Origin of the sequence: Paucibacter sp. Y2R2-4 (assembly GCF_025717535.1) — a bacterium.
Classification (GTDB): Bacteria; Pseudomonadota; Gammaproteobacteria; order Burkholderiales; family Burkholderiaceae_C; genus Paucibacter_A.
Genome location: NZ_JAJIRO010000004.1, coordinates 606908 through 618991, shown reverse-complemented (window position 1 = coordinate 618991; position 12084 = coordinate 606908). Strand labels below are relative to the sequence as shown.

Below are 12084 nucleotides of genomic sequence, written 5' to 3'. Positions count from 1 at the left end.
CGCAGGCCGCGCTTGCCCTAAGATCAGGCTTGTTCTAGGAGGCCGCCCACCATGCCTGTTGATCCGACTTTGCGCTCACTCGATATCGAAATTCCGACCCAGCCCGAGGTGCTGGTCAAACTGTCGCTGCTGATGGCGGCTGAGGATATCGACTTGCTGGCCATGTCTTCGCTGGTCGAGACGGATATGGCCCTGGCCGCTGCGGTGATGAAGGCTGTGAACTCTTCGCTGTATGGCTTGCGGGGCCGAGTCCAAACGGTGCATCAGGCGCTCACTTATTTGGGCATGCGCGAGGTCGCCGCCATCACCTTTGAAATGGGTTTGCGCGCCGCATTCCCGGCTGCGGCCGAGTTGGAGCCGGTCTGGAAACGTGCCTCCGAGCGCGGTTTGCTGATGGGCCGTATGGGCCAGATGTTGGGCGTGGATCCTTGGGCCGCCCATTCGGCCGGTTTGTTTGAAGAATGCGGCAAGGCGGTGCTTTACCGTCATGCCCCCGCCCATTACCCCGCCATGTTGCGCGCAGCCCCCAGCGATCTGGAATTGGTGCAACTGGAGCACACCGCTTTTGGTGTGAGCCATGACGCTTTGGGCGCAGCCCTCTGCGAAAGCTGGGGCCTGGCGCCTGCCGCGGTGGCCAGCGTGCGCCATCACGTCGAGGTTCAATCCGGCCTTTTGATGCCCGAGAGCCTGCAGCGGCGTGGCGTTAGCGCCATCTCGACCATCGCCTGGGCCCTGCTGTCTAACCCTGAGCAGTTGGATGATGTGGCGCGAGAGATCGCGCCCCAGGCCTCCTTGGACGAAGCCTTGGTGCTGCGCGCGGCGAGACGCGTCAGCGATCAAATGAAGCAAGCGCAGGAGCACGACCGCTGACCCGCGGCCGATGAAAACGCTCAAGCGCGTTCCGCGACCCCGCTGGACGCAGCCAGACTGAGCCGGTCGCGTCCCGTGTGTTTGGCGATGTAGAGCGCCTCGTCGGCCGCTTGCATCAGGGCCTGCGGACTCAGATAGGGATGACTGGGGCTGAAGGCCGCCAAGCCGATGCTGACCGTCAGCACCTGCCCGTTGACGCCGCCCTCATGCAGCAATTGCAAGTCACGCAGGTCTTCACGCACCTGTTCCAGCAAGCTTTGCGTTGAGCTCAGGCCAAAGCCGGGGAGCAAGGCGACGAACTCTTCGCCGCCCAAGCGGGCCACCAAATCGGTGTCGCGTTTGAAGCGCTCGGTCAAAAGCTGGGCAAAGCGCAGCAAGGCGGCATCACCCGCCGCCACGCCATAGCGCTCGTTGAAGTTCTTGAAGTGGTCCAAATCCAGCACAGCCAAGGCGAGTTGCCCCCGCTGGCGCTGGGCGCGTTTGAACTCGCGCCGCAGTGCTTCATCGAATTCACGCCGGTTGGCCAAGCCGGTCAAGGCATCGATGCGGCTGAGGCGGCCCAGCTCCTGGCTTTTCTGCGCCAAAGACTGTTCCGCCTGTTTCAGAGATTGCTGCTGGCGCTCCAACTCCAATCGCATGTGTTCGGCATGGCGGCGCTCTTCCTGCAACTGCAGCCAAAGACTTTGCTGCGCTCTTGAGATCGAATGGGAGATCCGTGCCAGCTCATTGGTCTGCCTGGCTTCAGGTTCGGGTGGTGGCAAGGTAGGGTCGAAGTCGTCGGCATGCTGGGCCAAGCGCCGCAAAGGGCGCAGCAGCATGCGGTCTAGCACCAAGGTCAAGCTGATGCCGAGCAAGATGACCAAGCTCAGGTCGCGCAGCAAAATACCTGGGAGCAGCGCTTTCCAGTCCGCTGGCGCTGGCGGGAGCATCTGGCCCTCTTTGCCGACCGGCAGAGCCGTGGCGCCAAGCTCAAAACCAGGTCTTGAGGTGTTGACGGCGGTTTGGATGCCGGCGTTTGGAGCGCCAATGGGCGCTGACGGAAGCAGTTGCTCGGCCTGCTGCATCTGATGACGCAGATGCAGCACATCGGTCAGAGTCACCAGGACCAAGCTGACCAGCATCACGACGATCGCCGTGCGCAATCGAACCGAGCCGAGTCGAGCTCCGGAATTTGACGATGGCGAAACAACTTCTGGGTGGCGCTGACTCACAGGCGATGCTCAGACAAAACACTTTCGGTCGGCCTGCAAGAGCAGACCGGGCGAGACTAGCGATTGCTAAGTATTGTGCCCGGCTCATCCCCTGATTGGTGCGCTGCAGCACCAGGGTATTCCCAGAGTTAGGCCGGTCTTGAGTGTGTTTGAGTGCCGGTTTGAGGGCGAGACGATCGCCCTTTGATGAGCGAGTTCGCTCAGCTATGAACGAACTGCATCTGCGTGCCGGCCAGCTCGATCACGTCGCCATCCTTCAAGGCAATGGACTCGCCGGTCAATGGCACGCCGTTCACGGTCGGGCGTGCGGCGCCTTCCACATGGGCAAACACATAGCCACTGGGGCGCTTGGTGATGGAGGCGACCTGCACGCCGGGCTTGCCCACGGTGGTGACCACCTTGGTCAGGCTGACTTCACGGCCGGCCGCCGCGCCGGTGAGGACCTTGATGGCGGCGGGCAAGGAGGCCGCTGCGGGCGGCAGGGCGCCAAAGTTCGAGGGGAGACCGAATCCGCTATTGGTGGCCGTGGCGGTGCCCGGCTTGAGGATCATGGTCTTTTCGTAGTCGCCGTTGTCTTCAAGCAAGAACTTGATCTTGTACTTGCCGATTTCAACGATGTCGTTATTCGCCAGCAGCTGCTTTTTGATCGCCTTGCCGTTGATGTAAGTGCCGTTGGTGGAGTTCAAGTCTTCAATGAAGACATCGGCGCCGACCATCTGCAGCACGGCGTGCTCGCCGCTGACCGCCAGATTGTCGATCACGATATCGTTGTACGGCCGGCGCCCGAGCGTGGTCTTGTCCTTTGTGATCTGGACATCCTTGATTACCACGCCATCGAGCGAAACCACCAGCTTGCCCATGCTTTGACCTCGGTCTGTGTTGTCTTATCGCTTGTGTCGAAGGCCAAACGCGCCTCCGCATGTGTTGCCCTGCCCTGTGGCCCGTTTGGCGCAGCCGGTGATCGAAGCGTATCAGCGTCGACCAAACGGCCACCAAGTACGGCCCTCGGGCTTCACGCGACCCTCAGCGCGTGCCAGCACCAACGCAATATTATCGCGGCCACCCATTTCATTGGCGCCATCAATCAAGGCCTGTGCGGCCTCCGATAAAGAAGGGTGGTTTATCAGCAACTGGCAGATCGCCGCGTCGTTCAGCATATCGGACAGCCCGTCCGAGCAGAACAAAAACACATCGCCCGGCTGCACCTCGTGCAAATGAAGCTCCAGCATCACCGCGTCTTCCACGCCGACGGCGCGGGTGACCAAGTTCTTGTTGCTGGAGATCAGCGCTTCTTCAGGAGTCAGCAGACCCGCATCGAGTTGCTCTTGCAGCAGTGAATGGTCGCGAGTGATTTGGGTCAGTTGACCGGCGCGCAGGCGGTAGGCGCGGGAGTCGCCCACATGGCCCATCAACAGGCCTTCCTCGCGAAACACGCCCAAGACCAGGGTGGTGCCCATGCCGGCGTAGCGAGGATTGGTATTGGCGGCGTTGAAGATGGCGCGGTTGGCGTTGTCCACGCAGATGTCCATGGCGCGACGCACATCGCTGGCGCTGGCGGCCGCACCGGATTCCTTGAGCCAGCGGCCCAACTCGGCGCGAATGAAGCTGGTCAGCATCTGACTGGCGACTTCTCCGGCGTTGTAGCCTCCCATGCCATCGGCCAGGACGGCCAAACCCACGTCCTCGTCCAGGGCCACCGAATCTTCGTTGTTATCGCGTGCGCGGCCGACGTCGGTGGCGCAGAAAAACTCCAGGGTCATGGCTTTGTCTTCGGTTGCTGGTCCGCAGGATTCTGCCCTGCTTCCGGCAGATTCAAGCGGACTGTTTGTGCGAAAGAGTCCGCGCTATTGAGTTCTGTGTTGTTGGCAGGCGCAGCGGCTGTCGTGTCCTGAGGGCTGGGCCTGTTGGCAGGCGCGTCCAGGCTGTCTTGAGCCAACACGGCCTCCAGATCCTGCGCCATTTGCTCACCGCTGGCGTAGCGCAACTCCGGGCGCTTTTCCAGGGCCAGGGCCAAGACCATGGCCAGGGCTTCCGGCAGATGGGGCTGGTAGTGCCGGACATCAGGCGGCGTGGCGTTGGCGATCAAATACATCAGCTTGGCCATGGAGTCCGACTGATGGGGTAACTGCCCGGTCAGCAGTTGATAGATCAGCGCGCCGAGGGAGTAGAGATCACTGCGCCCATCGACCTTGAGGCCTGCCAACTGCTCGGGCGACATAAAGGACGGCGTCCCCAAGACCAGACCGGTGCGGGTGCGGCTGCCGTCGGCAATGCGGGCAATGCCGAAGTCCATCACCTTGACGCTATTGCTGGCGCGCTCCAGCATCACATTGGCCGGCTTGATGTCGCGGTGTACCACGCCCTGCCGGTGCGCATAGTCCAGCGCACGGGCCAGACGCACACCCAGCTGCACCACCTCCCTTGCCGGCAGCAGCTGACCAACGCGGGTGAAATGGCTGAGGTCCTGGCCCTGGACATATTCCATGGCGATCCAGGCGTCTTCGCCCGCCTCGCCGGCGTCCAGCACTTGCAGGATGTCGGGGTGTTGTAAGTGACCGGCGGCGCGCGCCTCCCGCATGAAGCGTTGGCGCACATCGATCAAGTCTTCGGCCGCGAACTCGCGCTGCAAGGCCAGTCGCTTGATGGCGACCAAACGGCCGCTGCTGCGTTCGCGGGCCAAGTGCACAACCGCCATGGCGCCGCGCCCTAATTCCTGCATCAGCTCATAGCCTTGCAGACCGACGGCGGCCGTGGCCGCCTGCACCGATTCTGAAGCCGCGTCGCTGGGGCTGGATTTACCGAAGACGCGTCGCCAAAAACCGGTCATGCAGGGGCCTCAGTCCTTGCTGGCGTGACGCGAGGCCAACAACTTGCCGATTGCCAAGACCAACAAGGCCCCAGCGACGCCGCAGCCGTAGTGCAAAGCGGGAATGACCGCGCTGACACCGGGCTTGTCACCCGCTTGCGTGGGCACCCAGGCCGCCAAGGCGGGGTCGCCGATGATCATGGTGCCTGCAATCCAACCCAGCAGCATGGCGCCCAGGGTGATCACAGCGGGGAAACGGTCCATCAGCTTGATGACCAACTGACTGCCCCAGACGATGATGGGAATGGACACCAGCAGACCAAAAATGACCAGCGGCATTTGATGGTCGCCGCCGGCACCTTGGGCCGCACCGGCAATGGCGATCACATTGTCTAAGCTCATGACGAAGTCCGCCACGATGACGGTCTTAACCGCTGCCCAGAGTTTGTCGCTGGCTTGAATACTGCTGTGTTCGTCTTCGTCTTCTGGCACCAAGAGTTTGACGCCAATCCAGACCAGCAGCAGGCCGCCGACGATCTTCAGGTACGGTACCTGCAGCAGGGTGAGTGCAAAAAAGATCAGCACCACGCGCAGCACGATGGCGCCTGCGGTGCCCCAGATGATGCCTTTGGTGCGCTGTGCCGGGGCGAGTTTGCGGCAAGCCAGGGCAATGACCACGGCGTTATCGCCGCCCAGCAGGATGTCGATCATGATGATCTGACCGACGGCCAACCAGAATTCGGGGCTGAGCAAGGTGTCCATAAGCTGTCTTTGAATGTGTTGCCAGCGCTCTTGCGAAAGTCGGCAGGACTGAGGCCTGACTATAGCGAAGGGCCGGTAGGGGCAGAGGGGGCATGAAAAAAGGGGCTCGCGCCCCTTTTTTCTTACTCAACGAACGGTATTCCAGTCTCGCCGCAGACCTGCTCAGATCCGATGCGTGAAATTACGCATTCGCCAGCCGCCGAGATTGGCTCGGGCGGCTGCTTTGGATTTACAGCAAGCCCTTCAGCAGCTTGGCCATTTCCGAAGGATTGCGAGTGATGGTGAAACCGCACTCTTCCATGATGGCGAGCTTAGCGTCCGCCGTGTCGGCGCCACCGGCGATCAGCGCGCCAGCGTGGCCCATGCGCTTGCCCGGAGGGGCAGTCACACCGGCGATGAAGCCAACGACGGGCTTTTTCATGTTCAGCTTGCACCAGCGAGCGGCTTCGGCTTCGTCCGGGCCACCGATCTCACCGATCATGATGACGGCGTCGGTGTCCGGGTCGTCGTTGAAAGCTTGCATCACGTCGATGTGCTTCAGACCGTTGATCGGATCGCCACCGATACCCACGGCGCTGGACTGACCCAGGCCGATTTCGGTCAGTTGGGCCACCGCTTCATAGGTCAGCGTGCCGGAGCGCGAGACCACGCCGATGCGGCCCTTGCGGTGGATGTGACCAGGCATGATGCCGATCTTGATTTCTTCAGGCGTGATCAGGCCGGGGCAGTTGGGGCCCAGCAGCAAGGTTTTCTTGCCGCCGGCCGCTTCCTTGGCCTTCATCTTGTTGCGGATTTCCAGCATGTCACGGACAGGGATGCCTTCCGTGATGCAGATGGCCAGATCCAGATCGGCTTCCACGGCTTCCCAGATGGCAGCAGCGGCACCGGCGGGCGGCACATAGATCACCGACACGGTCGCGCCGGTCTGGTGAGCGGCTTCCTTGACGGTGGCGTAGATTGGGATGTCCGAGAACTTCTCGCCGGCCTTCTTGGGGTTCACGCCTGCGACGAAGGCGTTCTTGCCGTTCGCGTAAGCCTGGCAGCCCAGGGTGTGGAACTGACCGGTCTTGCCGGTGATGCCCTGGGTGATGACCTTGGTGTCTTTGTTGATGTAGATCGACATGATTTCTTTCCTTGCGGGGCTTTAGGCAGACTCAGGCAACGGCGGCAACGATCTTCGTCGCGGCTTCGGCCATGGTGTCGGCGGCGATGATGGGCAGGCCAGAGTCGGCCAGCATCTTCTTGCCCAGCTCTTCGTTGGTGCCCTTCATGCGCACGACCAACGGCACGGACAGGTTCACGGCCTTGCAGGCTGTGATCACGCCTTCGGCGATGGTGTCGCACTTCATGATGCCGCCGAAGATATTGACCAGAATGCCCTTCACTTCAGGGTTCTTCAGCATGATCTTGAAGGCTTCGGTGACCTTCTCGGCGGTGGCGCCACCGCCCACGTCCAAGAAGTTGGCCGGCTCGCCGCCGAACAGCTTGATGGTGTCCATGGTCGACATGGCCAAGCCAGCGCCGTTCACCAGGCAGCCGATATTGCCGTCCAGGCTGATGTAAGCCAGGTCGAACTTGGAGGCTTCCACTTCGGCCGGATCTTCTTCGTCCAGGTCGCGGTAGGCCACGATTTCAGGATGACGGAACAGCGCGTTCGAATCGAAGTTGAACTTGGCGTCCAGAGCGATCAGATTGCCCTTGGAGTCGCAGTTCAGCGGGTTGATTTCCACCAGCGAAGCATCGGTGTCCATGTAGCACTTGTAGAGCTTTTGGAACAGGTCGACGGCTTGGTCCACCGAGTGGCCGCTCAAGCCGATGCCGCCAGCGATCTTCTTGGCTTGCTCAACGGTCAGGCCGACCAGCGGGTCGATCATCTCGGTCAGGATCTTCTCGGGCGTGGAGTGAGCCACTTCCTCGATGTCCATGCCGCCTTCGCTGGAAGCGATGAAGGCCACCTTCTGCGTGCCACGGTCGGTGACCAGCGAGACGTAGAGTTCGTTCTTGATATCAGCGCCTTCTTCGATGTAGAGGCGACGCACTTTCTGGCCGACGGGGCCAGTTTGGTGCGTGACGAGCTGCATGCCCAGGATCTGCTCGGACAGGCTCTTCACCTCGTCCAGCGAGCGACCCAGCTTGACGCCGCCGCCCTTGCCACGGCCACCGGCGTGGATTTGCGCCTTCACGACCCAGACCGGGCCGCCCAGCTTCTGTGCAGCTTCAACAGCTTCTTGCACGGTAAAGGCCGGGATGCCGCGGGGCACCGGCACTCCGAATTGGCGCAGGATTTCCTTGCCCTGGTACTCGTGAATCTTCATAAGGGTCTCGCTTTTGGAAAGGTCAGGAAGAGGAGGCAGGCATTGCAGGCACAGCGGCTGCCGAAGCAGTCCCGGGCTTGCGATACCAGCGAGGGTAATAGCTTTGAACGGTTTCGCCGTCGCTGCGCAGAGCGTGGCAACGGTCGATTTGGAAGGGCGCTGCTCCGTCCGCGCCGCCGGCTTGGGGGTCAATCACCACGCCAGCAAAGGCTTGCAGCACAGCGGAAGGCAGGACTTGGCAGAGTTCGGTCAGGTGGGTACAGCCCTGAGTGCCGGCCAGCCGGGCTTTGACGCCCTGGCGGAAGCTCTTCATCAGGTTCAGGCCAACCAGTCGCGCATAGGCGTCGCCATGCTGATCGCAGGCGCCGGGGTAGGGCATCGATTCGGTCTTGGAGCTGGCGGCTTGAATCGTCAACTGCTGATCAACGGCCAGATGCAGGCGCATGTCATGAATCGGCTCGCCGGCTTTGCGGATGCCGCCAGCCACTTTCATATCGCTGGTTTTGGTATCCGACAGCGCTGCTTCCACCTCAAACAGGCCGTCATCGCGTGCAAAAACCTGCACATCAATGGCGCGACGATGCATCAAACGGCGCTCGGCGGAGGGGTTGGATAGGGGCATGTCAAGAAAACGGCATTCGTGCCAAACGAGGCCTTCGGCAGGGAAAAACCTGCAGGCGGACGTTTGCGCAGGGCGCCAATGTAGCATGCTGCGCCGTTTGGAGGCTTTCACGAAACTGTCGATCCCTTCAAACCCTGGGTCGCCCGGGCCAGCAACGCCGTCTATTCGTCCTTGGCGTTCAGCAGCTTGCGGACGGTTTCAGAGCTGAAGCCGCGAGCGATCATGAAGCGCATTTGCTTGGCCTTCATGGCCAGGTCTTGGGCAACTTGGCCGCCGAACTTTCTTTGCCAAATGGCTTTGGCGCGTTCGTATTCGCCTTCTTTCAAAGTCGTCAGCTTTTCGGCACTGAGACTCAAGCCGTGCTGGGCCAGCTCTTGCTTGATGCGCAGGTCGCCATAGCGGGCGGCGCGGGCGTGAATGCGCGACTCTACAAAACGCGCATCACTCAAATAGCCCTGCTGCTGCAGCCAATCCAACAAAGCCTCGACCTGGTCGGCAGGGTCAAGGCCTTCAGATGTGGGGTTGGAGTCTGCATCCTCCGAGGCAGTCCTTGAGGTGCTGGCTTCAGCCGCTAAGTCTCGGCGCAATATGCGTATGAGCTTTTGTCGCAACTCAGTGCGGCTGTGTTCGCGCTGAGACAGCAGCGTGATGGCGCGCATCTTCAATGACAGGGTCTTCATGGCGGCTGGCTTGTGCAGCAGTCGATGGGGTTCAGTTTGAATGCGGATGGTGCATCGGCAGCTTGGCTCAGGGCTCAGGCTTTGTAGTCCTCTGTGCCAATGGAGGACTTGTTGCTGCTGTGAGCTCATTGATTTGAAGGCTCAAACCTTCTCGGCGGTCTGCTGCCATGACTTGTAGGCCTGGCATAGCCTCGGGGGAGCGCCATGCGGGCGGCGCCTGGGTGTCGGCCCAGTATTCTTCGATGGCGCTGATTTGCCCGGCTTGGATGGTGAAAAAGCTGTTGGCGTAAAAAGACCGGCCGTCTTGGTCCACCCGCACCAGGCTGTGAACGCGCTGAACTTGTTGATCGGGCGGAGGCTGATGAATGGGCTGCAGGGCGTCACTGGGCTCGTTGCGGCCGCTGTCCAGCAGGTTCAAATCCAGCAAATGAATCGTCCAACCCTCTGGATAGACCTCATTCACATGCACGATGGCCGGCGCCCCATCAAACCGTTCGGCTGTCGCCCACCAAAGGCAATGCGCGGCGGGGTTCAACAGTGACTTCGCTTCGTTCCAGCGGCGCGCCTGATAGAGCGCCCAGAAACGGCGCACCAACTCCAGGCTTGAAGAAGTCGTGCAGTCCATGGGGTACTTGCCGAGCGGGCCTCTGCTTCGAAGCGAGAAGCGCCGCTTGCTGAACTCAGGACCTTAGGCCGCTGCCGCAGCGTCTCCGCCCGCCAGCAGTGGCACGCCTAGTGAGTCGCGCACCTTGTTTTCGATCTCGCGGGCCACGTCTGGGTTCTCGCGCAGGAATTCGCGCGCGTTGTCCTTGCCTTGGCCGATTTTCTCGCCTTGGTAGGCATACCAAGAGCCTGACTTCTCGACCACCTTGGCGATCACGCCCATATCGATGATCTCGCCTTCGCGGCTGATACCTTCTCCGTAAAGAATGTCGAACTCAGCGGTTTTGAAGGGCGGGGCGACCTTGTTCTTGACCACCTTGACCTTGGTCTCACTGCCGATCACGTCGTCGCCCTTCTTGATCGAGCCGATGCGGCGAATATCCAGACGCACCGAGGCGTAAAACTTGAGCGCATTGCCGCCGGTGGTGGTTTCGGGGCTGCCGAACATCACGCCGATCTTCATGCGGATCTGGTTGATGAAGATGACCATGCAATTGGCCTTCTTGATCGTGGCTGTCAATTTGCGCAGGGCCTGGCTCATCAGGCGGGCCTGCAGACCGGGCAGCGAGTCGCCCATTTCGCCTTCCAATTCGGCCTTGGGCGTCAGTGCGGCGACCGAGTCGACGACGATCAGGTCCACCGAGCCAGAACGCACCAGCGCATCCACGATTTCCAGTGCTTGCTCACCAGTGTCGGGCTGGCTGATCAGCAGGTCTTGCAGATTGACGCCGAGTTTTTGCGCGTACTGAATGTCCAGGGCGTGCTCGGCGTCGATGAAGGCGCAAACGCCACTGAGCTTTTGCATCTCGGCAATGACTTGCAGGGTCAGCGTCGTTTTGCCCGAGGATTCCGGGCCGTAGATTTCGACCACACGGCCGCGCGGCAGGCCGCCAACGCCGAGTGCAATGTCCAGGCCCAGCGAGCCGGTGGAGACCACTTGGATGTCTTCGATCACCTCGCCTTCACCCAGGCGCATGATGGAACCCTTGCCAAATTGCTTCTCGATTTGGCTGAGGGCGGCTTGCAGAGCCTTGGCCTTTTCGGCGTTGACGGTCTTGGCGGGGGCGTCCATGAAGTTCTCCTGAATTGACTGGCGCGATTATGGCGCAATCTGTATGTTTGTACAGTAGTTTATCGAATCATTGTTGGCAAGCGCAGAGCGTTGCATGAGCCCGAAACCGGCTCCTTGCGGAACGAACCATGAAGAGAATCGTCGCCAGCGAGGGCGGTTTCAAGCGCTCAATGGGCTTATCCTAGGGGTTGGGTGGCTCATTGGATGAGCTAGATGCGATGGCCGCGAAATTTGTCTGCGCGCTCAGCCGCAGGTGCGCAAAGCATGCATCCGGCGTAGTTTTGAAAATACCCGGTCAAGCAGGGCAAGCGGACTCCCTAGAATGGGGTGAGAAGAACAAATCAAGGACGGAGACCGTATGCGCATCCTGATTGCTGAAGACGACCAAGTATTGGCTGACGCTTTGCTGCGTTCCCTGCGAGCCTCGGGTTATGCGGTGGATCAAGTCAGCAATGGCAGCGAGGCCGATGCCGCTCTGGCTTCGCATGAATTTGACTTGGTGATCTTGGACCTGGGCCTGCCCAAGCTGCACGGGCTGGAGGTCTTGCGCAAGCTGCGCGCGCGGGGCTCGTCGATGCCGGTTTTGATTTTGACGGCGGCCGATAGCGTGGAGCAAAGGGTCAAGGGCCTGGACTTTGGCGCGGATGACTACATGGCCAAACCGTTCTCTCTGCAAGAGTTGGAGGCGCGTGTGCGGGCTTTGACCCGGCGTGGCCTGGGTACCGCTTCCAGCATCATCAAGCACGGGCCTTTGAGCTTCGATGCGACCGGGCGGGTGGCTTATATCAATGAGCAGATGATTGAGCTCTCCGCTCGCGAGCTGAGTCTGTTGGAGGTGCTTTTGCAGCGCGCTGGCCGGTTGGTTAGCAAAGATCAGCTGGTCGAGCGCCTGTGTGAGTGGGGCGAAGAGGTCAGCAATAACGCCATCGAGGTCTATATCCACCGTTTGCGCAAGAAGATCGAACAGGGCCCGATCCGCATTGCCACGGTGCGCGGTCTCGGCTATTGCCTGGAAAAAATTCCTGGCTGATTGATGTGATGCGCCTGATGCGCTTGCGCTCCCTCCCCTTCCGCATCAAGGCT

The 12084-nt window shown here is 60.9% G+C and carries 13 protein-coding genes; 2 read left to right on the top strand and 11 right to left on the bottom strand.

The window, feature by feature from the left end; translation table 11 throughout:
• Positions 1–51: 51 nt before the first annotated feature.
• Complete coding sequence (locus LNV06_RS17850) at positions 52–870, top strand: HDOD domain-containing protein (RefSeq protein WP_263539645.1); 819 nt, start codon at positions 52–54, stop codon at positions 868–870.
• Positions 871–890: 20 nt separating this feature from the next.
• Here LNV06_RS17850 and LNV06_RS17845 read toward each other — a convergent pair whose 3' ends face one another.
• From LNV06_RS17845 to recA, 11 genes are all read right to left on the bottom strand, one after another.
• Positions 891–1991 carry a GGDEF domain-containing protein gene (locus LNV06_RS17845; protein ID WP_263539644.1) on the bottom strand — a complete coding sequence of 367 codons (1101 nt, stop codon included), beginning with the start codon at positions 1989–1991 and terminating at the stop codon, positions 891–893.
• Between the two features lie 290 nt (positions 1992–2281).
• Positions 2282–2941 carry an FHA domain-containing protein gene (locus tag LNV06_RS17840; RefSeq protein ID WP_263539643.1) on the bottom strand — a complete coding sequence of 220 codons (660 nt, stop codon included), beginning with the start codon at positions 2939–2941 and terminating at the stop codon, positions 2282–2284.
• A 111-nt stretch (positions 2942–3052) separates the two neighbouring features.
• Positions 3053–3841 carry a Stp1/IreP family PP2C-type Ser/Thr phosphatase gene (locus LNV06_RS17835; RefSeq protein WP_263539642.1) on the bottom strand — a complete coding sequence of 263 codons (789 nt, stop codon included), beginning with the start codon at positions 3839–3841 and terminating at the stop codon, positions 3053–3055.
• A complete protein-coding gene (locus LNV06_RS17830; RefSeq protein WP_263539641.1) occupies positions 3838–4908 on the bottom strand; it encodes a serine/threonine-protein kinase in 1071 nt (356 codons plus the stop codon). The genes LNV06_RS17835 and LNV06_RS17830 overlap by 4 nt, the downstream gene beginning before the upstream one ends.
• A 9-nt stretch (positions 4909–4917) precedes the next feature.
• The gene (locus LNV06_RS17825) at positions 4918–5649 is read right to left on the bottom strand and encodes a TerC family protein (protein ID WP_263539640.1); all 732 of its coding nucleotides are present in this window, start codon (positions 5647–5649) and stop codon (positions 4918–4920) included.
• A 229-nt stretch (positions 5650–5878) separates the two neighbouring features.
• A complete protein-coding gene (gene sucD, locus LNV06_RS17820) occupies positions 5879–6772 on the bottom strand; it encodes a succinate--CoA ligase subunit alpha (protein WP_263539639.1) in 894 nt (297 codons plus the stop codon).
• A 31-nt stretch (positions 6773–6803) separates the two neighbouring features.
• The gene (gene sucC, locus LNV06_RS17815) at positions 6804–7964 is read right to left on the bottom strand and encodes an ADP-forming succinate--CoA ligase subunit beta (protein WP_263539638.1); all 1161 of its coding nucleotides are present in this window, start codon (positions 7962–7964) and stop codon (positions 6804–6806) included.
• A gap of 22 nt (positions 7965–7986) precedes the next feature.
• Positions 7987–8586: a DUF2889 domain-containing protein gene (locus LNV06_RS17810; RefSeq protein ID WP_263539637.1), complete on the bottom strand. Its 600-nt coding sequence runs from the start codon at positions 8584–8586 to the stop codon at positions 7987–7989.
• Between the two features lie 161 nt (positions 8587–8747).
• Positions 8748–9266 carry a RecX family transcriptional regulator gene (locus LNV06_RS17805; protein ID WP_263539636.1) on the bottom strand — a complete coding sequence of 173 codons (519 nt, stop codon included), beginning with the start codon at positions 9264–9266 and terminating at the stop codon, positions 8748–8750.
• A gap of 67 nt (positions 9267–9333) precedes the next feature.
• Positions 9334–9891: a nuclear transport factor 2-like protein gene (locus LNV06_RS17800; protein ID WP_263539635.1), complete on the bottom strand. Its 558-nt coding sequence runs from the start codon at positions 9889–9891 to the stop codon at positions 9334–9336.
• A gap of 63 nt (positions 9892–9954) precedes the next feature.
• Positions 9955–11001, bottom strand: coding sequence for a recombinase RecA (gene recA / locus LNV06_RS17795; protein WP_263539634.1), 1047 nt, complete (start codon positions 10999–11001; stop codon positions 9955–9957).
• Positions 11002–11359: 358 nt separating this feature from the next.
• Here recA and LNV06_RS17790 point away from each other — a divergent pair, with 358 nt between their 5' ends.
• On the top strand, positions 11360–12031 hold the full coding sequence (locus LNV06_RS17790; protein WP_263539633.1) for a response regulator: 672 nt from the start codon (positions 11360–11362) through the stop codon (positions 12029–12031).
• Positions 12032–12084 lie beyond the last annotated feature (53 nt).